Below are 23,864 nucleotides of genomic sequence, written 5' to 3'. Positions count from 1 at the left end.
ATGACCAACCTGATCGAGGTTCAAAACCTTACCAAGGTCTACCAGATGGGCGATGTCGAGGTTCAGGCGCTGCGCGGCGTCTCGCTGAGCATTGCCGAAGGCGAGATGGTGGCGATCATGGGGCCGTCGGGCAGCGGCAAGAGCACGCTGATGAACATCATCGGCTGCCTCGACCAGCCCTCCGGCGGCGAGTACCTGATCGACGGCGTCGATGTCGGCAGCCTGAGCGAGAATCAGCTGGCGGCGATTCGCAACCAGAAGATCGGCTTTGTGTTTCAGCAGTATATGCTGCTGCAGCGCACCTCGGCGCTACGCAATGTCGAGCTGCCAATGCTCTACGGCGGCGCCGGCGACCGCCGAGCCAGCGCCGAGGCCGCGCTGCGCGCCGTGGGCATGGCCGAGCGCCTGCACCACAAGCCCAACGAGCTTTCCGGCGGCCAGCAGCAGCGCGTGGCGATTGCCCGCGCGCTGGTGAACCGCCCGCGTATCATCATGGCCGACGAGCCGACCGGCGCGCTCGACACCCGCACCGGCGAGGAGATCATGGGCATTTTCCAGCGGCTCAACCGCGAGCAGGGCATCACGGTGATCTTGGTGACGCACGACCCCGAGGTGGCGCGCCACGCCCGCCGCGTGATCAGCGTGCGCGACGGCCTGGTGGCCAGCGACGAGCTGGTGCCCGCGCCGCTGGAGGTGGCGACGCAGATGCCCGAGCGCATCGCCGCGTAGCAGCCCGGAGTTCAAGGTGAAGCCTTAAACTGCGTAAGCTCTAGCTCTATTCAGCGTGTATCCAGGGCTTGCGCCGGGGCGTATGTGTTTGGCAGATTGCAGATCTTATTCGAAGGTGTGAGCGATGAACCTTCTCGAGTCTCTGCGCGTGGCGCTGATCGCGCTGCGAACCAATAAGTTGCGCTCGCTGCTCACGATGCTCGGTATCATCATCGGCGTAGGCGCGGTGATCGGCATGCTGGCGCTTGGCAATGGCTTCCGCCAGTACCTCGATACCCAGTTCGACCAGCTCGGCATTGGCTCGTTCTATATCTTCGCCGGCTCGACCGACCGCAAGGTTAGCGCGCAGCAGGCGCCGCAGCTCACCGCCGCCGACGCTGAGGCGCTGGCCCTGCCAGGCGCGGCCCCCGCCACCGACGGCGTGGCCGCCCAGCTCAGCCGCGATGCCCAGGTGAGCGCGGGCGGCAAGCAGTACACCTATACCGTCAACGGCGTCACGCCAAGCTACTTCAGCATTCTGCCGAAGAAATTCGGCGCCGGCAAAGTCTACAGCGCCGCCGACGAGCGCGACAGCACGCGGGTGGTGGTGCTGGGCGGCGATGTGGCCAAGAAGCTGTTCGGCAGCGCGAACGATGGCCTTGGGCGGCGCATTACGATCAATGGCGTGGGCTTCGAGGTGGTCGGCGTGCTCGATACCAAGCGCGGCATCGGCATCGGCGGCGACCCAGGCCAGGCGCTGTTTGTGCCCTACAGCACCGCGCGCGACCGGCTGTTCCGCAACCAGGTGCTGTCGTCGAAGGTCGACGTCGATTTCTTGCTCGTCAAGGCGCGCGGCCGCGACCAGATCGACGCCGCCATTCGCCAGGTGACGCAGGTATTGCGCGAGCGCCACCGCCTGACGTACCAGAACAACGACTTCACCGTGCTCAACCCGCAGCAAATCGCCGACCAGGTCGGCGGGATCATCAGCGGCTTCAGCGCGTTCCTCGGCCTGGTGGCCGGCATTGCGCTGCTGGTAGGCGGCATCGGCATCATGAATATCATGCTGGTGAGCGTGGCCGAGCGCACCCGCGAGATCGGCCTGCGCAAGGCCGTCGGCGCCCGCCCGCGCGATATTCTGTTCCAGTTTCTGATCGAGGCGGTGGTGCTGTGCCTGATCGGCGGCGCGATCGGCATCGGGCTGGGCTACCTGTTCTCGTTTGGCGGTACGTTTGTGCTGCTGAGCGTGTTCCAGGCCGAGGGCGCCAGGGCTACCGTTACACTTGGCGCGATCCTGCTGGCCACGGCCGTCTCGTCGCTGATTGGCGTTGCCTTTGGTTTCTTCCCGGCGCTTACCGCCGCGCGGCTTAGCCCGATCACGGCGCTGCGATCCGAGTGATATCCACAGGATCTACGCAGGTGCGTTATTTGGCTGCCTAAAGCGTAGAACGTGCCCATCTTCTGTGTGCTGTTTCCCGCCGAAGGCCAACACCGGCGGCCTATGTGTAGCGATAACCAAGGAACAATGCGATGAATTTAGCAGAGGCATTTCGCGTGGCCTGGAGCGCGCTCATGATCAACAAGCTGCGCGCGCTGCTGACTATGCTCGGCATTATCATCGGCGTTGGCACGGTGGTGGGCATGCTGGCGATCGGCACCGGCTACTCGAACTTCGTCGAAAGCGAGTTCGGCAAGCTCGGCGTTGGCCGCCTGACGGTCACGCCGCAGATCGACCCGGCCGCCAGCGACGAGCAGCTGACCCCGCGGCTCACCGCCGCCGACGCCGACGCGCTGATGCAGCCCGGCGCGGCGCCAATGGTCGCGACGGTGGTGAAGCAGTTCGACGGCCGCGGTATTGTCGACGCCGGCAAGGATCGCTTCGACTATCAGGTGGTCGGCGCGACGCCGAACTACTTCACGGTGAGCACCAATCTGCTCGGGCCGGGTCGCTACTACACCGACGCCGAGGAGCGTGACGGGGCGCGCGTGGCGGTGATCGGCCGCACCGTGGCCCAGGATCTGTTTGGCGGCGCCGACGGCGCGCCGGGCCGGCGTATCACCATCAACGGCGTGAACTTCGAGGTGGTGGGCGTGCTGTTCACCAAGGCCAACCAGGCTAGCCAGCAGAACCCGGCCGAGCAGGTGTACGTGCCCTACAGCACCGCGCGCAACCGGCTGTTCCGCAACCAGCTCAGCGCTCAGGTCGACGTGTCGCAGCTTACGGTGCAGGTGCGCGAGCGCGACCAGGCCGACGCGGCGCTGCGCCAGGTGACGCAGGTGCTGCGCGAGCGCCACCGGCTCACCTACCAGAGCAACGACTTCAGCGTCGAAAGCTCCGAGCAGCTGATGACGCAGTTCCGCTCGATCCTGGCCGGCTTCAACGCCTTTCTCGGCGTGATTGGCGGCATCTCGCTGCTGGTGGGCGGCATCGGCATCATGAATATCATGCTGGTGAGCGTGACGCAGCGCACCCGCGAGATCGGCCTGCGCAAGGCCGTCGGCGCCCGCGCGCGCGATATTCTGCTGCAGTTCTTGATCGAGGCGGTGGTGCTGTGCCTGATCGGCGGCGCGATCGGCATCGGCTTCGGCTTTCTGCTCTCGGGCGGCGGCACGTTCTTGCTCGTGAGCGTGCTGCAGATGGAGGGTGCGCGCGCGGTGGTGTCGCTTGGCTCGCTGGTGCTGGCCACCAGCGTGACGCTGGCTGTGGCGCTGTGCTTCGGCTTCTTCCCGGCGCTGCGCGCCGCGCGCCTGCGGCCAATTGTGGCGCTGCGCTACGAGTAAATACCGTTGACAACCGCCACGCTGCTGTGGTACAGTGGCACGCACAATCGAAGATCGAACAACGCCGACGGTGAAGAGTACGCGCCCGGCCGGGAAACCAGCGAGTCGAGGATGGTGGAAGCTCGACCAGCACGCCAGCGCCGAAGCCACACCTGAGTTGCCGCCGAAAGGCCGGGTCTGCCGAGCGATCTCTGGGGCTACGCTGCTCCGAGCATTGCCTGCCACTTCCCCGGCACAAAGGTTGGCCGGTTGAGTCCCCCGTCATCGGGACGCGCCCTCGCGCACCTGTGTGCGCCGCGGCGGCAGAGTGGGGGCGCAGGCCCCAACCAAGGTGGTACCGCGGAACTATCCGTCCTTGAGCATCATGCTCAAGGGCGTTTTTTGTTGGCCCGGCGCGCCGCTCGTGTATCAGTGTAGGTGCGGCAGCATAGTACTTGTCCATCCTCTGCGTGCGGAAAAACCGCACGCAATACATAGTATTGAACCGCCCTGCCGAAGGCTGGCAGCCGCCCGCAGGGCGCGCACACAAAGGAGGCAGACACAATGGACGCGCAAACTCTACGCCAGGCGTTTCTTGACTACCAGCACGCGCACGGCCACGCGATCGTCGGCGCGGCGCCGCTGCTGCCCGAGAACGACTCAAGCGTGCTGTTCACTACCGCTGGCATGCACCCGCTGGTGCCGTTTCTGCTCGGTGCGCCGCACCCGGCCGGCCGGCGGCTGGCGAATGTTCAGCCCTGCCTGCGCACCAACGATATTCTCGAGGTCGGCGACGCGCACCACCTGACGCTGTTCGAGATGCTCGGCAACTGGTCGCTCGGCGACTACTGGAAAGACACCGCCATCCGCCTGAGCTACGGCTTTCTCACCGAGCGCCTTGGGCTCGACCCGGCGCGGATGTACGTGACGTGCTTCGCGGGCGACGCCGACGCGTCGCGCGACGACGAGGCCGCGGCGGTATGGCGCGCGCTGGGCATCCCCGCCGAGCGCATCTTGTTCCTGCCCAAGAGCGAGAACTGGTGGGGGCCGGCTGGCGCGACCGGGCCGTGCGGCCCCGACTCCGAGATCTTCTACGATACCGAGCCCGGCGGCCCGCCCGGCGAAACACCCGTGAGCAACCCCGCGCGCTTCTGGGAGGTCGGCAACAATGTGTTTATGCAGTACGACCAGGCAGCCGGCGGCGGGTACCGGCCGCTGGCGCAGCACAACATCGACCTGGGCATGGGCCTCGAGCGCCTGCTGCCGATCGTCCAGGGCGTGCCGTCGATCTACGAGACCGACCTGTTCGCGCCGATCGTTGGCGCGATTGAGGCGCTGGCGCGCCGCCGCGATACCTTTGCCACCCGCGTGATCGCCGACCACGCGCGCGCGGCGGTGTGCGTGCTGTCCGAGGGCGTGCGCCCCGGCAATGCCGACCAGCCCTACATCGTGCGCCGGCTGATCCGTCGGGCCGCGCGCTACGGCCACGCGCTCGGCATCGATGGCCCGTTCCTCGCCCGGCTGTCCGAGACGGTCGTCGCGGCGCTTGGCGCGGCCTGCCCTGCGCTTGCGCGCGAGCGCGACGCGATCGGCGCGGCGCTCGACGAAGAAGAGCGCCGCTTTGGCCACGCTGGCGCGCGGCGAGGCCAGAAATTCGCGCGCGTGATCGCGCGCTAGGGCACGCGGCCGGCGAGCGCAGCCTGAGCGGCGGCGTTCCGGCTGTACGAGACCTACGGCTTCCCGATCGAGCTGACCGAGGAGTTGGCCGGGCGCCAGGGCCTCGCGCTCGATCACGGTGGCGTCGCGGCGGCGTTTGCCGAGCACCAGCAGCGCTCGCGCCAGGGCGGCACGGCGCGCTTTCGTGGCGGCCTGGCCGAGCGCCGGCCCGAGACAACCCGCCTGCATACCGCTACACACTTGCTGCACGCCGCGCTGCGCCAGGTGCTTGGCCCGCACGTCGAGCAGCGCGGCAGCAACATTACCGCCGAGCGGCTGCGCTTCGATTTCGCGCACCCGCAGCGCCTGAGCGACGCCGAGCTGCGCGCCGTCGAGGTGCTGGTGAACGCGCAGATCGCGCGCGACTTGCCGGTGTCGTCGGCCGAGATGAGCCTGGTGGAGGCGCGCGACGCCGGCGCGATCGGTTTGTTCGGCGAGCGCTACGGCGAGCGCGTGCTGGTGTACGCGATCGGCGATTTCAGCCGCGAGATCTGCGGCGGCCCGCACGTGGCCCGTACCGCCGAGCTTGGCCGCTTCCACGTCGTCAAGGACGAGGCTGTCGGCGCGGGCGTGCGCCGAATTCGCGCCGTGCTTGAGCCTGCCGCCGGCAAGGGCGACGCATAATACCAAAGCAACAGAGTGATCCGTCATGCTGGACGGAGCCACGCAGGAGGGGGAGACCGCGCTATTCGCCCTTGGTCTTTGGTCTTCTGTTCCTGCTGCGTGTCGCATGTCCAGGTCGTGGTTCTATAACAGCCCCGCGCATCACTCTGGCCGTTGACATAGATCAACCACAGTGCTATACTAGACCCATCCCCCCTGGGAGGGGGTATCGAGCGGCCTAGCAGGAGAGAATGCAATGACAACCGAGCAATTTCAGGTTCCCGAGATATCGTGCCAGCACTGCGTAAACGCGATCACCAAGGAAGTAGCGGCCGTGCCAGGCGTGCAGAAGGTACAGGTCGCCCTCGAGAGCAAGCTCGTCACCGTCGAGCACGCCGATACCGTGCCCGCTGCGCTGATTGTCGCGGCGATCAACGAGGCCGGCTACGAGCAGGTGACGCAGGTCGGCTAGATCCTTCAGCAGGTGCCGAGAACCGGGAACCATCCGGCGCCTGCCGGGGCGTGGTTCTCGGTTTTTGGTTCTTAGTGCAGGCTATCACACATCCGAACCGGGTTTAACGAAAGATGCAAGACGAAAGACGACGCTGATTCATCTTCCATCTTTCGTCCTTTGTCCTGAAAATTCGGAGCGAACCTGCGGTAGCTGTACTTAGGAAATGATCACTATGGCAGTCCAACAGATTCATCTGCCCGTCACTGGTATGACATGCGCTTCGTGCTCGAGTCGCGTCGAGCGCGCGCTGAAGAAAGTGCCGGGCGTCGAGGCGGCTAGCGTGAACCTGGCGAGCGAGCAGGCGAGCGTGAGCTACGATCCTGCGCAGGTGGCCGCCCCCGAGCTGCTTGGCGCGGTCGAGCGCGCCGGCTACGGCGTGATCACCGATCAGCTCGACATCCCCGTCACCGGCATGACCTGCGCCTCGTGCTCGAGCCGCGTCGAGCGTGCCCTCAAGAAGGTTCCTGGCGTGCTTTCGGCCAGCGTGAACCTGGCGAGCGAGCAGGCCAGCCTGACATACCTGCCGACGCAGGCCGGCTGGCCTGAGTTCAAGGCCGCGATCGAGAACGCCGGCTATGGCGTGGTCGAGATCGACGACGCTAGCGCGACGCCCGAAGATACCGAGGCGGCTGCGCGCGCGCGCGAGCTGGCGCAGAAGCGCCGCAAGCTGATGGTCGGCATTGCGCTTGGTTTGCCGCTGTTTGTGCTCTCGATGGCGCGCGACTTCGGGCTGATTGCGCCCTGGCTTACGCCGTTCTGGGCCGCGAATGAGCAGGCTATGGGCCACGGCGCCACCATGACGATGCACTACCCCGCGCGCGCCGACATACTCAACTGGCTGTTTCTGGCGCTGGCGACGCCGGTGCAGTTCTACAGCGGCTGGGATTACTATGTGCACGCCTGGAAGGCGCTCAGAGCCCGCACCGCGAATATGGACACGCTGATCGCCCTCGGTTCGTCGGCTGCGTATGTCTACAGCGTCGCGCTGCTGGCCTTTGGGCTGGCTGGCCACGTCTACTTCGAAACCGCCGCGCTGATTATTACGCTGATCCTGGTGGGCAAGTACCTCGAGGCCCGCGCCAAAAGCCAGACGGGCGCGGCGATCAAGGCGCTGATTGGCCTCCAGCCGAAGATGGCGCGTGTGCTGCGGCCGAAGGTAAAGAGCCAGGAACCAAGCGCCGAAAACCCTGAGCAGGCCACAGCCGGCTCTCAGCTCTCGGCTCCCGGTTCTTTCGAAGAGATAGACATTCCGATTGCCGAGGTGCGCAAGGGCGACCTGGTGCTCGTTCGGCCGGGCGAGCGCGTGCCGGTCGACGGCGTGATCGTCGCCGGCGGCTCGAGCCTCGACGAGAGCATGGTCACCGGCGAGAGCATGCCGGTCGAGAAGGGCGTGGGCGCGCAGGTGATCGGCGCGACGGTGAATACCACCGGCAGCTTTCAGTTCCGCGCCACGCGCGTGGGCAAAGACACCGCGCTCGCCCAGATCATCCGGCTGGTGCAGCAGGCTCAGGGCAGCCGCGCCCCGGTGCAGCGGTTGGTCGACCAGGTGGCGGCGGTGTTTGTGCCGGCGGTGATTGGCATCGCGCTGGCGACGTTTCTGATCTGGTATTTCGCTGGCGGCGTCGGCTTCACCCAGTCGCTGATCTTCGCGGTGGCGGTGCTGGTGATCGCCTGCCCGTGCGCGCTCGGCCTGGCTACGCCGACGGCGATTATGGTCGGGACTGGCACCGGCGCGGCGCACGGCATTCTGATCAAGAACGCCGAGAGCCTCGAGCGCGCCGCTGCGATTGGCACAGTGGTGCTCGACAAAACCGGCACGATCACCGAGGGCAAGCCGGTGGTCACCGACATTGTGATGCAAGACAAAAGACACAAGACACAAGACGAACTGGTGATCGCTCAAGATGGAAATCATGAGCAGCCTTTGCCCTTTGCCCTTCGTCCTTCGTCCGCTGGTGATGGCACAGATGAACTGCTGCGGCTTGCCGCAAGCGCCGAGCGTGGCTCCGAGCATCCGCTTGGCCAGGCGATCGTGCGGGCGGCGCAGGAGCGCGGCCTGGCGCTGGCCCAGCCCGAGCAGTTTGTGGCCGCGCCCGGCCGAGGCATCAGCGCTGTGGTGGAAGGCCACGCCGTGCTGCTTGGCAACCTCGCGCTGATGGCCGACTGGAGTGTCAATACCGCTGCGGTGGCCGAGGATGTGGCCCGGCTCCAGGCCGAGGGCAAGACGGCCATGGTGCTCGCGGCCGACGGCGCGGCGCTGGGTGTGATCGCGGTGGCCGATACGGTGAAGCCTTCTTCGCGCGCGGCGCTCGCGGCGCTGCACGCGCTCGGCATCGATACGGTGATGCTCACCGGCGACAACGCGCGCACCGCCGAGGCGATTGGCCGCGAGGTTGGCGTTGGCCGCGTGGTGGCCGAAGTGCTGCCCGCCGGTAAGTCCGGCGAGATCGAGCGCCTCCAGGGCGCGGGCCGCGTGGTCGCGATGGTCGGCGATGGCATCAACGACGCGCCCGCGCTGGCGCGCGCCGATGTCGGCATCGCGATCGGCAGCGGCGCTGACGTGGCGATCGAGGCCGCCGATGTGACGCTGATGCGCGGCGACTTGCGCGGCGTGGCCCAGGCGATCGAGCTGAGCCGCCGTACGCTCGCCACTATTCGCTGGAACCTGTTCTGGGCGTTTATCTACAACGTCGTCGGCATTCCCGTCGCCGCCGGCCTGCTGTACCCACCCTTTGGCATCCAGCTGAGCCCGATCATTGCGGCCGGCGCCATGGCGTTTTCGTCGGTGTTTGTTGTTTCGAACTCGCTGCGGCTGCGTGGCCTGAAGCTGCCCTGACCTGGCTTGCAGGCCTCGGTGGGGAGGCTCGGGGGGGCGGCTTCGCCGCCCCCCATACGCATTAAGCGTAGTAGACAAGGACAGCTCTTGTGGTATGGTTGTTGTCGCCAAACCACAACCAAACACCGACAGGAGCCGCCCTGATGACGACTATACCACAGCTGGCCGCCACGCTTGCGGCGGTGTTGACCGAGGAAGCCGACCGTGCCGGCCGCCAGACCGGCTTTGTTCAGCGCTCGGACGCCAAACTGACCGGCAGTGTGTTCGTGCAAACGCTCGTGTTTGGCCTCGGTGCCGACCCGCAGGCGAGCTTGAGCGCCCTGACGCAGACGAGTGCCGCCTTGGGCGTAACCATCTCGCCCGAAGCCTTGCATCAGCGGTTTGACCGAACCGCCGCCACCTGTCTGGAACACGTGCTCGGGGCTGCGATTGGCGAGGTGCTGTGTGCTGACCCACTCAGCTTGCCCATCCTCGACCGCTTCGCCGAGGTGGTGGTGCAAGATAGTACCACGATCGCCTTGCCCGAGGCGCTCGCTGCGGTCTGGACCGGCTGCGGTAATGGCACGCCCGACGCCGGCAACGCGGCGCTTAAGCTCCAGGTCGCCCTCGACCTGCGCACGGGGCGCTTGCGCGGCCCGACCCTGCACGATGGCCGCGAGTCGGATGCTCACGCCACCCTGCATCACGATCTGCCGCAGGGCGCGGTCCGGCTGGTGGATTTGGGCTATTTTGACCTCGCCCTGCTGGCGGAGTTGGACGCGCGGGGCGTGTCCTGGTTCTCGCGCATGCAGGCACTGACCAGCCTGCAAACGGACGATGGACGCTGGTGGCGCCTGCACGACCTGCTGGCCGCCATGCCCGAGGCAACGCTCGATCTGCCGGTGCGGCTGGGGCGGGAGGCGCAGGTGCGGGCGCGCTTGCTGGCAGTGCGGGCACCGCAGGAGGTGGTCGACCAGCGCCGCCGCCGCTTGCGGGAGGAAGCCAAAGCGCAGGGCCAGATGGTCAGCGCGCTGCGCTTGGCCTTGGCGGCGTGGAGCGTGTTTGTGACCACCATCCCGCCGGACGGACTGACCGTGACGGAGGCGCTGGTGCTGGCGCGGGCGCGCTGGCAGATCGAACTGCTGTTTAAGCTGTGGAAAAGCCACGGGCAGATTGATCTGGTACGGGACGTGCAGCCGTGGCGGGTGCTGTGTGAATTGTATGGACGCTTGCTCAATCAAATTGTGCAGCATTGGCTGCTGCTCGTGAGCGGGTGGGATGCGCCCGCACGGAGTTGGGGCAAAGCGGCACAGACAATTCGTACGCATTGGATCGCGCTGGCAACGGCGATGGGGCAGCCCGCACGGCTGCGGGACGCGCTGACGACGCTGGCACGCTGTATTCAAGCAGGCTGCCGCAAGAACCGACGCAGGAAACATCCGTGTACCTTCCAGCGGTTTTTGATGAGTACCGATAGCTGTGTGGCGTAAGCTTAATGCGCATGGGGGCGGCTTCGCCGCCCCCCGAATTTCTTTTTGCGAAGCCCTGATCGGCGAAGCCGGTCAGGGCTTCGTAGCTGATGTAACCAACCCGCGCCAGGTAGCATCATACTGCAAGAACACCGTATCACAGGAGGTCTGCCATGCAACACCACGCGTATGGTTTCACGCTTGCTACGCCGCTGGGCTATGGCGCGGCGGTCGAGGCGGTGGCCGCCGCGCTCAAGACCGAGGGCTTCGGCGTGCTTACGACGATCGACGTGCAGGCGACGCTGAAGCAGAAGCTCGGCGCCGATATGCCGCCGTACGTCATTCTAGGCGCCTGCAACCCGCCGCTGGCCCACCGCGCGCTCACGGCCGAGCCGGAGATCGGTCTCTTGCTGCCCTGCAATGTGATCGTCTATGCCAATGCCGACGCGACGACCACGATTTCGGCGATCGACCCCGAGGCGCAGTTTACGCTGGTTCAGCGCCCCGAGCTTGCCGACCTGGCGCGCGATGTCAGCGCCCGGCTCCAGCGCGCGCTTAGCCGCATTCCAGCAACCGAGCCCGCACCTGCTTCGGCATAAGTAAAGGACGAGCAAACAATGCCACTCTACGAGTATATCTGCCAGAGCTGCGGCGAGCGCTTTGAGAAATTGATCCGCAGCGGCGCCGGCGCAATCCCGATCGTCTGCCCGAGCTGTGCCAGCGCGGCGGTGCAGCGCGCGCTCTCGACATTCGCCACCACCGGCGGCAGCACCGCAGCCTCGGGCCCGGCCTGCGGGCCGGTTGGCTGAGGCATCACGCCGCGCGGCCGTGCGTCGCGCTGATGCGGCTTTGTTTGGTGCCTTGCTGCCGCAGGCTGCAGCCTCGCCGCAGTGCGTAGTCCTACATCCGGCTGCTCACTTGCTGTATGCGGGGGCTCGGGGGGCGGCCTCGCCGCCCCCGAACTTTCTTTTTGCGAAGCCCTGATCGGCGAAGCCGGTCAGGGCTTCGCAAATAAGAAGGCGCTCAAACCGAGAGGGAGATGTTACAATGGCGTTTCTCACAGCATAAGTGCGCTTTGGCTTCGCGGCCTAGCGCCCGGAGCAGTCTGGTTCCTTGCCGGCTAGCATGTGCGCCCCGCATCCTTTTCTGGCCTGCTCGCCAACAAGCCTCACTTGCTGGCTAACGAGCCTCTCACGCTTCCCGGCGATCCCCGCACGCTTCCCAGCAACCCCCGCACGCTTCCCAGCAACCCCCGCATGCTTCCCGGCAAGCCCCGCACGCTCTCTGGGAACCCCTTCGCACTTGCTGGGAAGCTCCGCACGCTTCCCGGCAAGCCCCGCACGCTCGCTGGGAACCCCTTCGCACTTGCTGGGAAGCTCCGCACGCTTCCCGGCAAGCTCAGCATGCTTTCCGTCGACCCCCGTACGCTTCCCGTCGACCCCCGTACGCTTCCCGTCGACCCCCGTACGCTTCCCGTCGACCCCCTGCATACCTGCCGGTAAGCCACGGGCAGGCGCAGAGGGCGACTCCGCGTGCCCGGTGCAGCGGTGGCCCTGTTCTTGCTACAACCGACAGACGATAGTCGCTAGTCTACGAAACCTTATACGCCCCTTTAAGCGCTGTTGAAGTTCTCTTAAACCGCCGCCGCTAGCATAGCCCTGTGCTCGCGTGCTCGTAGCGCGGCGCAACAAGCCCGGCATTCTCGATCGTGTGAGTATTGCCCTGGAAAGGCCTCCCGTGAGCAAGCAGGCCTGGTCAAACGAGCCGGCGCAGCCCGGCGAGATGCTAGCGATGCCCACGGCGGCGCGGCAGGCAGCCGCCAGGCCGCCCCGCCAGTGGTGGGAGTTCGGCCGCGCGCTGCTGTATATGTCCCCAGCGTTGCTGCTGCTGCTCGCCTTTACCTACATCCCGTTCCTGCGCTCGATCTGGCTGAGCTTTTTCGTCACCAACCCGCAGGGCGACACCGTGCGCTTCAACGATGTCAGGTACTACACCCGCATCCTTAATCTCGACGGCAGCGGGCGCACCGAGTACCTGCGCAGCATTCTCACCACGGTGTACTTCTCGCTGCTGGTAGTGCCGCTCGGCATCGTCTTCGCGCTGGCGCTGGCGCTGCTCGCCACGCTGCGCGTGCGCGCGATTGCGGTCTTCCGCACGATCTTCACCAGCAGCATCGCCATCTCGGTGGCCAGCGCCAGCGTGATCTGGGCGCTGATCTACAGCCCAAACACGCGCGCGACGCAGTGGCTGATCGACCTGCTGCACCTCAACGCTAACTCGCTGCTCCAGCATCCGGCCACCGCGCTGTTCGCCGTGGCCTTCATGACCACCTGGACGTCGCTGGGGTTTAATTTCATCGTTACGCTGGCCGGCCTGCAGGCCATCCCGCACGACATCTACGAGAGCGCGCGGATCGACGGCGCGAACAACTGGGCGCTGTTTCGCTACATCACGCTGCCGCTGCTCACGCCTACGCTGCTGTTCCTGATTCTGATCAGCACCATCCAGAGCTTCCAGGCGTTCACGCAGTTCAATGTGCTGATCGGCAACGAAGGCCCGGCCAACGCCACCGACGTGTTTGTGTTCGCAATCTTCACGGCGTTCTGGAAGGATAACCGCTACGGCTTCGCCTCGGCGATGTCGGTGGTGCTGTTTCTGATCCTGTTTGTGCTGACGTTCATCCAGTATCGCCTGCTCGATCGACGGGTGCACTACCAATGAGTAGCCTCGACACTCACGCGCCGCCCGGCATGGGCCAGCGCCCGGCGCGGATCGGCGCGCTGCTGCAGACTGTGGCGCTCTACGCCGTGCTGAGCCTTGTGGCGCTGCTGGTGCTGCTGCCGCTGCTGTTCGCGCTGTCGCTGGCCCTGCAGGGGCCGACGCTTTCGCCCACGCTGCTGCCCGATTTCAGCCGGCTCGACTGGAGCTCGTTTCGCGAGGTGTTCCGCGAGGAGCCAAACCTGACGCGCTGGATCGTCAACTCGTTCGTGGTGGCGCTGGCCGTCACGCTTGGCCAGCTCGTCACCTCGGCGCTGGCTGCGTTTGCGCTCGCGACCATGAGCTTCCCGGCCAAGGTCGTGTTCTTCTTCGTGTTCCTCGGCACCTTGATGATCCCGTGGGAGTCGACGATCATCCCAAATTACCTGGCGATCACGCGGCTGGGCTGGAAGGATAGCTACCAGGGTCTGATTGTGCCATTCCTGGCCAGCGGCTTTGGTATTTTCCTGCTGCGGCAGTATTTCCTGACGATCCCGCGCGATCTGTACGAGGCCGCCGTGCTCGACGGCTGCGGCCCGGCGCGCTACCTCTGGTCGATCTTGCTGCCGCTCTCGCGGCCGGCGCTGGCGACGCTGGCAGTCTACACGTTTCTGAATACCTGGAACCAGTACTACTGGCCGCTGCTGATCGTCGATAGCCCGGAGTGGCGCACGACGCAGATTGGCATCACCGCGTTCAGGTCTTCCGAGGTGACGATCTACAACCTGCAGATGGCCAGCACGATCATTGTGATGCTGCCGACGCTGATCTTGCTGGTGCTGGGCCAACGCCAGCTGGTGCGCGGCCTTACGGCCGGCGCGCTGAAGGGCTAAGGCAAGGCTCAGCCCCGAAGGCGTACTGGCGCGGTTGCTTGCGCCGCTCCGCGCGGGAAAACCACACGCCGCTACAGAAGCGGCAGCGCTCTGCCGAAGACCGAGCACGCCAACTGCGTAAAGCCCTACATTTATTCAGATACATGAGAGGAGAACATGCTGTGAATCGTGTCGGAAATCTTAGGAACACCAGCCTGCTCCTGCTGGCGAGTTTGATGATTGCGCTGCTGCTCGCGTCGTGCGGCGGCGCCACGCCCGCCACAACCGCGCCCACCGGCGGCGCGCCCGAGGCACCCACCGCCGCCAGTGCGAATGCCACCGCCGCGCCCGAGGCGCCTACTGCCGCCAGCGCGAATGCCACCGCCGCGCCCGAGGCGCCTACTGCCGCCAGCGCGAACGCCACCGCCCCGGCTGCCACCAAGCCGCCCGCGCCGACGATCACGCCGGTGCCGGCGATTGCCCAGCCGGCCGGATCGACCAAGATCACCTTCTGGTATGGCCTCACCGGCGCGAACGGCAATGTCGTGCGTACGCTGGTGAACCAGTACAATGCCTCGCAGAGCAAGTACTACGTCGAGGCCATCCAGCAGCCCGACTACGACGCCACCATCACCAAGTTCAACACCAGCCTGGCCGGCGGCGACCTGCCGAGCGTCGTGCAGGTCTACGACATCGGCACCCAGCGCATGATCGACACCAAGCGCATCCTGCCGGTGCAGGATTTCATCGACAAAGAAGGCCTGAAGCTTGTCGACGACCTTGAGCCGGCGGTGGCGCGCTACTACACGATCGGCGGCAAGCTCTACTCCATGCCGTTCAACAGCTCGGCGCCGGTGATGTACTACGACAAAAACGCTTTCAAAGAGGCCGGGCTCGATCCCGAGAAGAAGATCTGGACGTACGACGAGCTGCTCGACGCAGCCAAGAAGCTGACGGTGAAAGACGCCAGCGGCAAGGCCACGCGCAGTGGCGTCGTGTTCACTCTGTACAGCTGGATCTTCGAGCAGGAGCAGGCCACCCAGGGCGCGCTCTTCGCCGACCCGAACAACGGCCGCGAGACGCGCGCAACCAAGGTGGTGTTTAACAACGACGCCGGGGTGAAGTGGCTGAGCTTCCTCAAGCAGCTGGTCGACGAAGGCGTGGGCCTGAACGTTGGACGCGACAGCGGCACCACCAATGGTTCGGTGCGCGACTCGGCATTTGTGAAGGGCGAGGCCGCGATTACCTTCAACAGCATCGCCGCGCTGCGCGGCTACATCAACAGCACCAAAGCCGACGGCAAGGTCGATGTCGGCGTTGCCTACCTGCCGCGCCCGGCTGGCGCCAAGGGCGGCGTGATCATCGGCGGCGCGTCGCTGTGGATCACCGACCAGGGCACGCCCGAGCAGCAGGCCGGCGCCTGGGATTTCGTGAAGTGGACCTCAAACCCCGAGGTGCAGGCGATGTGGTCGTCGAACACGGGCTACTACCCGATCCGCAAGGCCGCCTACGATGTTCAGGAGATGAAAGACACGCTGGCGAAGTACCCGCAGTTTGGCGTGGCCGTCGAGCAGCTGCGCGCCACCGAGCCGAGCTTCCCGACGCAGGGCGCGGTGTTTGGCACGTTTTTGCAGACGCGCCTGGCGATCGAGGCGGCGATGGAGCAGTTCTTGAATGGCAGCGTGGCCGACGCCAAGGCCGCGCTCGACGACGCGGCCAATAAGTCGAACGATACGCTCGACGAGTACAACTCGACTCAGCAGTAGCCCGCTAGCACTTGGGGCAGTCGTCGTCGCCGTACGGGCCGTGCTCGGGGCAGTCGTCGCCGCCATTGCTATGAGCGTGCTGGATTGATGATGTGTTCGATTTCATAGTGCTGTGCTCCGTGCTTGCGAAGAACGAAAACTGTTGAGGCGAGCATAGCATACCGGCACTGCGGTACAACTGCGGTACGCGCACACGGGCCGCGACGAACATTCGTCGCGGCCCGTGTGCGCGCTGTCGTGGGTCGGCGGCGTCAGCGCGAGCGCTCGCGCATCACCACCCGGCCGCCCTCGAGCCGCTCGACCTGCGCCAGCGTCGCGATCGGAATACCCAGCTGTGCCAGCGCCTCGCGGCCGTGCTGAAACAGCTTCTCGACCAGAAACCCGGCCGCCACCGTCGTCGCGCCGGCGTCGGCGACGATCTCGGCCAGCGCCAGCGCCGTCTTGCCATTCGCCAGGAAGTCGTCGATCAGCACCACGCGCATTCCCGCGCCCAGGTAGCGCCCCGACACCGCCAGCTTGGTTTCGCCGCCCTTGGTGGGCGAGTGCACGATCCGCGAGATCGCCGGTGTTTCGACCACCGGGGCATATTTTTTGGCGTACACCAGTGGCACATCTAGCGCCACCGCCACCGCCAGCGCTGGCGCGATGCCGCTCGCCTCGGCGGTGAGCACCAGCGTGGGCGCGAACGGCCGCACGCGCTCGGCCAGCGCGTCGCCCATAGCCTGCATAAACGCCGGCTCGATCCGGTGGTTCAGAAAGTGATCGATCTTCAAAATCCGGTCGTCTACAACCGTCGCCTCGGCGACGATCCGCTGCACCAGCGGCTCGAATGGCGTATCAATCGCGATGGGAGGATGCGAAGTCATGCGGCCCTCTTTCACAAGATTTAACATAACCCTCATTTCCGGCTCATAATCGGGTGGTATGGTTATAGCAACTTCGCTGTCAGCCGATCACAACGCAGTGAAAGGAAACGTATGTGATTGAATACGATATTCACCGGCTACGGTGGTTACACACGCAGCTCGCCGAGGGGTGGCGATTGGAAGGCCCGGTGATCGAACGACTGGTGTATCGCAGCGCGGTTGGCCAGGTCAGCGCATTTGAGTTTGTGCTGCGTCACGAGCGCGGTTGCCAGGTGCTGGCAATCAACGATTGCCCGGAGGTGCGCAGTTTCATGAGCGAGCGCCGGCTCGACAGCGTGCTGATCTAGCCCGGCTCGGCTGCATTGCCTCTTCGCGGCTATGTGGCTGTTTGATACTAAATTCGCTTCATTACCTACACTTTGGGTGGGGGTTTGGGGGCGGCGAAGCCGCCCTATTTCTTATTGTGTTGCACTACGTGGCGAAGCCACGTAGTGCAACACGATCTATACGTGATCAAGCGAACAGCGTATGAAAAGCGAGAACAAACGCAGTTGCGTTGTTCGGCATAAGCGCTATAGCAGATCGCAGAGAGTGATGCTGCGGGGTGACTCCGGAGCCCATCAGGATGACCGATTGCTCTCCGCTCTCCGCTCAATCGCTCTGCTGTGAAAGTATTGGCGCTAGGCCAGCGCTGCCGGGTGCTGCTCGAGGATCGAGACAAAGCGCAGGTTGCTGTGGCGCTGGTAGTACTGTGCCTGGTGTGCGAGCGCATAGTCGGGCGCGATCTCGCGCGTAGCCACCAGGATGCGCGCCGCGGCGAGCCGCTGGCAGGCTACGATCTGGCTGGGCGCGGCGCCGTCGGCGCGCAGGCGCCTGATCTCCGGCTCCCACGGCACGCTGCACCCGCCGCGCGCCACCACTCCGGTGATGTCGGGCAGCACCGGGCTGTGGCGCAGCCAGTTCAGCCCCAGGCAGAAGGTGATCGCCGGCGTGGGAGCACGCTCGATCGCCAGCTTCAGCAGCTCGGCCTCGTGCCCGACCGCCAGCACGAACAGCGGCAGGTCGCTGGCGCGCACGGCGTCGGCCGGCACGCTCGGCGCGCCAATCAGCTCGGCCAGCGCATCGGCCAGCGGCGCCGACTGCCGGTCGAGCGCAACTACCGAGCTAAACGCCCACTCCAGCTCGGCGTACACCGCCAGAAAGCGCCGCATCGTCGCGCCGATGTCGGGGTAGGTAAAATGGTAGTGCTGGAACTCCTCGATCGCGATCCCGTCGTCCTGGGCCGAGCCAAGGTACACCACGCCGCTCTCGGCGTACATGCGATCCTTGGCGCAGCGGATGGCGCCCAGCTCGCGGTAGCGATCGATCGCGCGGATCGACTCGATCACCTGCGCCTGGGCATATGGCCGCGTAGCGAAGCGCAGCGCCTGGCCGAATGCTTCGAGCGCGGCGTCGTAGGCGCCAAGCCGCAGGTGGCAGCTGCCGATCGTATTGTAGACTTCCCAGTCGTCGGGGTAGCGCAGCAGTGGCGTGCGCAGCAGCTCGAGCGCCGCGTGGTAGTTGCCCTTGAGGAACTGAATATAGCCGATCTCGTAGTCGCAGGCCACGTCGTTCGGCTGAAGTGCCTTGCAGCGCTCGAATTGGGCCAGCGCATCGTCGTGGCGGCCTAAGTCGAGCAGCACGCAGCCGAAATTGAAGTGCGAGAGGAAGTCGCCATCCAGCGCCGTAACCACGCGGAACTCGTCGGCGGCTTTCGCCAGCAGGCCCTGGCGCTGGTAGTAGCAGCCCAATGCGTCGTGGGCCTCGCGCAGGTGCGGATCGTGAGCGATCGCCAGGCGATACTCCTCGACAGCCTCGTTCACGCGGTGGGCGCGTTCGAGGTGGAGCCCGCGCTGAAAATGGATGAGCGCCTCTTCTCGCTGAACCTCATCGAGCATTGCCGCTTCTCCGAAGAACATTTGGCTGGAATGGTGGGCGGTATCGCGGGCCGGGCCGCACACCCGAGCCGCACCGTGGCCGCTATTATAGCACATGCACTCCGGCGCTCGCCAAGGCCGCGCGCTGCGCCTCGAGCAAGCGCGCGATCCCTGCGCCGGCTAGGTCGAGCAGCTCGTTCAGCTCGGCGCGGCTGATCGCGCGGCCTTCGGCGGTGCACTGCACCTCGATAAGGCCGCCCGCGCCCGTCTGCACGACATTGCAATCCAGCTCAGCCGCGCTGTCCTCGCTGTAGTCGAGATCCAGCAGCGCCGCGCCGCCAACATAGCCCGCGCTCACCGCCGCTACGGGCGTAGACAGCGGGTTGGCCGCCAGGGTGCCGCGCTCGACCAGCCGGTGCAATGCCAGGGCCAGCGCCACATAGCCGCCGGTGATCGCCGCAGTGCGCGTGCCGCCGTCGGCCTGCAGCACATCGCAATCGATCGTAATCACGCGCTCGCCAAGGCGGTGCAGGTCGACTGCGACGCGCAGCGCGCGGCCGATCAGGCGCTGGATCTCCTGGGTGCGGCCGCTCGCGCCGTTGCGCTCACGCCGGGTGCGCGTCGTCGTCGAGCGCGGCAGCAGCGCGTACTCGCCCGTGACCCAGCCTTGCTGCTTGCCGCGCAGCCAGCCGGGCACGCTTTCCTCGACACTCGCCGCGCACAGCACGCGCGTACCGCCGATCTCAATCAGCGCCGAGCCCTCGGCAAAGCCGTAACTGTTCGGCGTAATCGCGATCGGGCGTAGATCGCCCGGCGCGCGGCCATCGTGGCGTGGCATGGCTGCTCCTTCATAGAGCGCTCAGCTACCGGCTGCACAATCCACGCCAAGCGTTGGCGTCGGCACGAGCATCACCGGTGCATAGCGGGGAGGTTTGGAGGGGCAGCAGCTCCTCCAAGAAAAATTCTATGCACACTTTTCTGGAAGAAATCATATTAGCTATGCGGCTGCGCCGCACCCGCAGCGATGAAAAGCGGCGCTGATGGTTTGGCGGTGGGTCTGCGTATGCGCGTGTAGCTTCTCGGCACCGAGGGATTATAGAAACAACCGCCGCATTCGTCAACCCCGCGCCGCATTTCCAAACCGCCCGCGCATTGCCGCCCCCGGCTGGCTCTGCTATACTGGCGCCGTTGTGATGCGCCGGGCCTATGGCGCCGATAGGGGTTCGTGTATGAGCGCACTGAGCGCGTATAACCACCTGCTCGAAGCCTTTCTGCTGCTCGACGACGGCGATCACCGCCTGCTGAAAACCTTCGGCCTTACGCCGACGCAGTTCGCGGTGCTGCAGCGCCTCGATCCGGTTGAGAGCATTCGCCCGATCGACCTGGCCGGGCCGCTGCTGCTCGACAAAAGCAGCATCACGCGCGTGATCGATCGGCTGGTGCAGGAGAACCTGGTGTCGCGCGCGCCCGACCCCGACGACCGCCGCGCGCAACGCCTGGTGCTGACCGAGCTGGGCGTCGCGCGGCGCGAGCAGGCGCGTATTGCGTTCGATCAGTCGATCGAGCAGCGGATGCGCTGCCTGACCGACGACGAGCAGCGCACGCTTGGCGGCCTGCTCGCCAAGCTGCGCGACGAGCTGCTTGGCATGTTCGCCGAAGGTGCGCCCTAGCGCCCCACGGCCACGCCTGCGCCAGTGCAGCCGCCGGCCAGGCGCCGACCAGAGAGGACTATGCCGATGCGACTGAGCCGCGTATGGCGGCACGCGGCGGGGCCGCTGTTGATCTTGGGCCTTGCGGCGTGCAGCGCGCCGCCTGTGGAGCCCACCCCCACCCCGCCGCCCGCGCGCCCGAGCGCGATCGCCGCCGCACCAACCAACACCGCCGGCGCCGCTACCGCCGCGCCAAGCGCGACGCCTAGCGCCAGCCCGGCGCCCAGCGCCACGCCCGACCCGTGGGCCGCGTACGCGCCCTATACCATCGCCGGGCTACGCGCGCGCAGCTACGGCCAGGGCCAGATCGAGATCGTACGCGAGATCGAGCGCGCCGCCGGGTTCACGCGCTACCTCGTCGCCTACCCCAGCGACGGTCTGCGCATCACCGGCATGCTCAATGTGCCCGCAGGCTCCGGCCCATTCCCTGTGGTCATCCTCAACCACGGCTACTATCCGCTCGACGTCTACCAGACTGGCAATGGATCGAAGCTAGCGGCCGACTACCTGGCTAGCCGTGGGTTTCTGACGATCTCGCCCGACTTTCGATCGCACGCCGGGTCGGACGACGCGCCGAATCTGTTTCGCGCCGGCCACGTGATCGACACGCTGAACCTCATCCCGCTGGCGCAGAAGCTGCCGCAGGCCCGGCCGGGCAAGCTGGGCATGTGGGGCCACAGCAACGGCGGCGCGATCACCGCCAAGGCGATCGTCGTGAGCGACCAGGTCGCGGCGGCGGTGATCTACTCGCCCGCGTCGTCGAATATCGCCGAAGATTACCAGTTCCGCGTCGAGCGCAGCCGCGCGCGCGCCGGGCAGCCGCCTGGCCGGCGCACCGGCGTGATCGATCGCGTCGACGTCGAGTTTCCTGTCGCCCCCGACGCCGCGCCCGATCTGTATCAGCGCCTTTCGCCGCTGCCATACCTCGCGTTTGTCTCGGCGACGGTGCAGATCCACTGGGGCAGCGCCGACGAAACCGTGCCATACAAGTGGCCTGGCGATCTGCTCGACGGCCTGCGCGCCGCCGGCAAGCCGGTCGAGTATTTCGAGTACCCTGGCCAGCCGCACTCGTTCACCGGAGCGGCCAATCAGCTGTACCTGCGGCGCATCGCCGAGTTCTTCGGCGCGCAGCTGGCAGTCGCCGGCCAATCGTGAGGCCGCGCCGCGCTAGCCCCGCTCGGCTTCTGGTGTTGGCGCTCGGCTGGCGCGCGCGGCGATCGTCTCGCCGCCGATCGCCCAGTGCTCGGGCGGAACTTCGCTGAGCAGCACTCGCACCTGCTCGGGGCGTACCTCGAGCGCCGCCACCACCGCGTCGGTCACGCGGCGGATCAGGTCGGCCTTGCGCTCGGGCGTGCGCCCGGCCAGCATGTCGATCCGTACAATCGGCATTCGTGCGTCCTTTCATCAATCGCTCGCAGGCTTGCGGCGCCGCTATGGTAGCACACCGTCGCCGCGCCGTCTCGGAGGAGAATATCTATGCTCGCCAGCCCACCCGCCGCACACCAGTTTGAAATCGGCGTCTACTCGTTTGTTGAGCTTACCCCCGACCCAACCACCGGCGCGAGCATCAGCCCCGCCGAGCGCATGCGCAACCTGCTGGAAACGATCGAGCTTGCCGACCAGGTCGGGCTCGATGTGTTCGGCATTGGCGAGCACCACCGGCCCGACTTTATTGCCTCGTCGCCCGCGACGATCCTGGCGGCCGCGGCAGCGCGCACCCGCTCGATCCGCCTCACCAGCGCGGTGACGGTGCTCAGCTCCGACGACCCGGTGCGCGTCTTTCAAGATTTTGCAACCCTTGACCTGATCGCGGGCGGGCGCGCCGAAATCATGGCCGGCCGCGGCTCGTTTATCGAGTCGTTCCCGCTGTTTGGCTACGATCTGGACGACTACAGCGCGCTGTTTGCCGAAAAGCTCGGCCTGCTGCTGAAGCTGCGCGAATCCGAGCGGGTTACGTGGTCGGGCAAGCACCGCGCCGCGCTCGATGGGCTGGGCGTCTACCCGCGCCCGCTGCAGTCGCCCCTGCCGGTGTGGATCGCCGTGGGTGGCACGCCCGAGTCGGCGGTGCGCGCAGGCACGCTCGGCCTGGCAATGGCGCTGGCGATCATCGGCGGCATGCCCGAGCGCTTCGCGCCGCTGGTGTCGCTCTACCGCGAGGCCGGCCGGCGCGCCGGGCACAGCCCCGCGCAGCTCACGGTCAGCATCAACTCCCACGGCTTCATCGCCGACGACTCGCGCCAGGCCGCCGACGACTACTTTCCCACGTTTGCGCTGATGATGAACAAGATCGGTCGCGAGCGCGGCTGGCCGGGGATTACGCGCGCGCAGTTCGAGGCGTCGCGCACGCTGCGCGGAGCCGATTTTGTGGGTAGCCCGCAGGAGATCGTCGAGAAGATCTTGTTTCAGCACGAGCTGTTCGGGCACCAGCGCCTGCTGCTGCAGCTTGGCGTAGGCACGATCGCGCACGACAAGATGCTGCGGGCGATCGAGCTGCTTGGCACGCAGGTGGCGCCGGTGGTGCGCGCGGAGATCGCCCGCCGGGTTGGGCCGGCGAGCTAGCACCCGGCTCAGGCGTTCACGGTGGAGCTAATCAGCGGCTGGGTGGTCGGGCCAGGGCTGCCGCCAGCCGGCTCATTCGTCACCGCGATCGTCTCGCCGGCCAGTGGCGCGGCGGCGGCTAAGTCGGCCTGGCCGAAGCCTTGCTGGTTGACGGTAAACAGCCCGGCGCTGGCCGGCGCGTTGTTGCCCTGGATGCGCCAGAGCTGGTAGACGCGGCCGGGCGGCAGCGGCGGCAGCTTGGCGACAAACACCGTCGCGCCCGATCTGGTCTGCAGCAGCGCCGCCTGGCCCGCCTCGCTCTGGAGCGAGGCCAGCACGCGGTTCGCGGCGCTGATCTGCGCCTGCAGATCGGCCAGCTGCGCCTGCGACGTCGCGATCTCGCCGCGCAGCTGGCCGGCGCTGCCGGAAGCGCCAAAGAACTGCGCCCATCCTATCATTGCGGCCACCAGCGCCAGCGCCGCCAGCGCGCCGAGCGCCCCCAGCCAGCCGCGCGCCTGCCCGGCGATTCTTGGCGCTGGCGTGCGCCGCCCGGCAGTGCGGCCTGTCGCATGGTCCAGCGTGCGCTGCCGCAGATCAGCCGACGGAGCGGCCTCGGGCAGGCCATATGGCAGCGCGTCGGCGGCGGCGCGCAGCTCGGCTACCAGCGCGCCCAGCTCGGGCTGCTCGCGCAGCAGCGCGCTCACCCGCGCGATCTCGGCGGGCTCGAGCGCCCCGAGCGCGTAGGCGCTCAGTAGATCCAAAATATCATCGGGCGGCAGTGTTGTCATGCACGATGTCCACTGGCTTGACGGGCGATATGCGCAATTTCAGGCAAGATCATGAAACGCAGTGTTTGCATTGCTCCAGGCAGGCGACTAGGCCGGCGGCGAGCGGTTTCATCCAACAATGCGATCT

Annotated in this window: 21 protein-coding genes and 1 pseudogene; 17 read left to right on the top strand and 5 right to left on the bottom strand. The window is 66.4% G+C overall.

Translation table 11 applies throughout. The annotated features are described in order from the left end of the window. From U0177_RS24680 to U0177_RS24620, 13 genes and pseudogenes are all read left to right on the top strand, one after another. Positions 1-729 (top strand): ABC transporter ATP-binding protein, encoded by a 729-nt coding sequence (locus U0177_RS24680; protein ID WP_409573331.1) that lies wholly within the window; start codon positions 1-3, stop codon positions 727-729. Positions 730-853: 124 nt separating this feature from the next. After that, positions 854-2,107 (top strand): ABC transporter permease, encoded by a 1,254-nt coding sequence (locus U0177_RS24675; protein ID WP_409573330.1) that lies wholly within the window; start codon positions 854-856, stop codon positions 2,105-2,107. Between the two features lie 131 nt (positions 2,108-2,238). After that, positions 2,239-3,489: an ABC transporter permease gene (locus U0177_RS24670; RefSeq protein ID WP_409573329.1), complete on the top strand. Its 1,251-nt coding sequence runs from the start codon at positions 2,239-2,241 to the stop codon at positions 3,487-3,489. A 543-nt stretch (positions 3,490-4,032) separates the two neighbouring features. Further along, a pseudogene (locus U0177_RS24665) lies at positions 4,033-5,313 on the top strand (alanine--tRNA ligase-related protein); the annotation flags it as partial. 258 nt (positions 5,314-5,571) lie between these two features. After that, a complete protein-coding gene (locus tag U0177_RS24660; RefSeq protein WP_409573366.1) occupies positions 5,572-5,808 on the top strand; it encodes a hypothetical protein in 237 nt (78 codons plus the stop codon). Positions 5,809-6,043: 235 nt separating this feature from the next. Then, positions 6,044-6,259, top strand: coding sequence for a heavy-metal-associated domain-containing protein (locus tag U0177_RS24655; protein ID WP_409573328.1), 216 nt, complete (start codon positions 6,044-6,046; stop codon positions 6,257-6,259). A gap of 214 nt (positions 6,260-6,473) precedes the next feature. Beyond that, complete coding sequence (locus U0177_RS24650; RefSeq protein ID WP_409573327.1) at positions 6,474-9,137, top strand: heavy metal translocating P-type ATPase; 2,664 nt, start codon at positions 6,474-6,476, stop codon at positions 9,135-9,137. A gap of 143 nt (positions 9,138-9,280) precedes the next feature. Continuing rightward, positions 9,281-10,606, top strand: coding sequence for an IS4 family transposase (locus U0177_RS24645; protein ID WP_409569224.1), 1,326 nt, complete (start codon positions 9,281-9,283; stop codon positions 10,604-10,606). 152 nt (positions 10,607-10,758) lie between these two features. After that, positions 10,759-11,184 carry a DUF302 domain-containing protein gene (locus tag U0177_RS24640; protein WP_409573326.1) on the top strand — a complete coding sequence of 142 codons (426 nt, stop codon included), beginning with the start codon at positions 10,759-10,761 and terminating at the stop codon, positions 11,182-11,184. A gap of 18 nt (positions 11,185-11,202) precedes the next feature. Next, the gene (locus U0177_RS24635; RefSeq protein WP_409573325.1) at positions 11,203-11,394 is read left to right on the top strand and encodes an FmdB family zinc ribbon protein; all 192 of its coding nucleotides are present in this window, start codon (positions 11,203-11,205) and stop codon (positions 11,392-11,394) included. A 928-nt stretch (positions 11,395-12,322) separates the two neighbouring features. Further along, entirely contained in the window at positions 12,323-13,306 is a 984-nt protein-coding gene (locus U0177_RS24630; protein WP_409573324.1) for a carbohydrate ABC transporter permease, read from the top strand. Continuing rightward, the gene (locus tag U0177_RS24625; protein WP_409573323.1) at positions 13,303-14,175 is read left to right on the top strand and encodes a carbohydrate ABC transporter permease; all 873 of its coding nucleotides are present in this window, start codon (positions 13,303-13,305) and stop codon (positions 14,173-14,175) included. The genes U0177_RS24630 and U0177_RS24625 overlap by 4 nt, the downstream gene beginning before the upstream one ends. Before the next feature lie 161 nt (positions 14,176-14,336). Next, on the top strand, positions 14,337-15,920 hold the full coding sequence (locus tag U0177_RS24620) for an ABC transporter substrate-binding protein (protein ID WP_409573322.1): 1,584 nt from the start codon (positions 14,337-14,339) through the stop codon (positions 15,918-15,920). 251 nt (positions 15,921-16,171) lie between these two features. Here the strand turns inward: U0177_RS24620 and xpt are convergent, their stop codons facing one another. Continuing rightward, positions 16,172-16,786: a xanthine phosphoribosyltransferase gene (gene xpt, locus U0177_RS24615; RefSeq protein ID WP_409573321.1), complete on the bottom strand. Its 615-nt coding sequence runs from the start codon at positions 16,784-16,786 to the stop codon at positions 16,172-16,174. A 113-nt stretch (positions 16,787-16,899) separates the two neighbouring features. Here xpt and U0177_RS24610 point away from each other — a divergent pair, with 113 nt between their 5' ends. After that, positions 16,900-17,133 (top strand): hypothetical protein, encoded by a 234-nt coding sequence (locus U0177_RS24610; RefSeq protein ID WP_409573320.1) that lies wholly within the window; start codon positions 16,900-16,902, stop codon positions 17,131-17,133. A gap of 333 nt (positions 17,134-17,466) precedes the next feature. Here U0177_RS24610 and U0177_RS24605 read toward each other — a convergent pair whose 3' ends face one another. Together U0177_RS24605 and rph are read right to left on the bottom strand one after the other, a co-directional pair. Then, positions 17,467-18,723, bottom strand: a complete 1,257-nt coding sequence (locus tag U0177_RS24605) for a tetratricopeptide repeat protein (RefSeq protein ID WP_409573319.1) — start codon at positions 18,721-18,723, stop codon at positions 17,467-17,469. 85 nt (positions 18,724-18,808) lie between these two features. Next, a complete protein-coding gene (gene rph / locus U0177_RS24600; RefSeq protein WP_409573318.1) occupies positions 18,809-19,540 on the bottom strand; it encodes a ribonuclease PH in 732 nt (243 codons plus the stop codon). A 391-nt stretch (positions 19,541-19,931) separates the two neighbouring features. On the opposite strand from rph, the gene U0177_RS24595 reads away from it, so the two are divergent. Together U0177_RS24595 and U0177_RS24590 are read left to right on the top strand one after the other, a co-directional pair. Beyond that, complete coding sequence (locus U0177_RS24595; protein WP_409573317.1) at positions 19,932-20,372, top strand: MarR family winged helix-turn-helix transcriptional regulator; 441 nt, start codon at positions 19,932-19,934, stop codon at positions 20,370-20,372. A 60-nt stretch (positions 20,373-20,432) separates the two neighbouring features. Beyond that, on the top strand, positions 20,433-21,566 hold the full coding sequence (locus U0177_RS24590; protein WP_409573316.1) for an alpha/beta hydrolase family protein: 1,134 nt from the start codon (positions 20,433-20,435) through the stop codon (positions 21,564-21,566). Between the two features lie 12 nt (positions 21,567-21,578). Here U0177_RS24590 and U0177_RS24585 read toward each other — a convergent pair whose 3' ends face one another. Next, positions 21,579-21,800 carry a tautomerase family protein gene (locus U0177_RS24585; RefSeq protein WP_409573315.1) on the bottom strand — a complete coding sequence of 74 codons (222 nt, stop codon included), beginning with the start codon at positions 21,798-21,800 and terminating at the stop codon, positions 21,579-21,581. An 87-nt stretch (positions 21,801-21,887) separates the two neighbouring features. Here U0177_RS24585 and U0177_RS24580 point away from each other — a divergent pair, with 87 nt between their 5' ends. Then, positions 21,888-22,970 (top strand): LLM class flavin-dependent oxidoreductase, encoded by a 1,083-nt coding sequence (locus U0177_RS24580; RefSeq protein WP_409573314.1) that lies wholly within the window; start codon positions 21,888-21,890, stop codon positions 22,968-22,970. Positions 22,971-22,978: 8 nt separating this feature from the next. Here U0177_RS24580 and U0177_RS24575 read toward each other — a convergent pair whose 3' ends face one another. Continuing rightward, positions 22,979-23,737, bottom strand: coding sequence for an anti-sigma factor domain-containing protein (locus tag U0177_RS24575; protein WP_409573313.1), 759 nt, complete (start codon positions 23,735-23,737; stop codon positions 22,979-22,981). Positions 23,738-23,864 lie beyond the last annotated feature (127 nt).

Origin of the sequence: Kouleothrix sp., from assembly GCF_046328425.1 — a bacterium.
Lineage (GTDB): Bacteria > Chloroflexota > Chloroflexia > Chloroflexales > Roseiflexaceae > Kouleothrix.
This window is presented reverse-complemented; position numbering and strand designations above follow the sequence as displayed.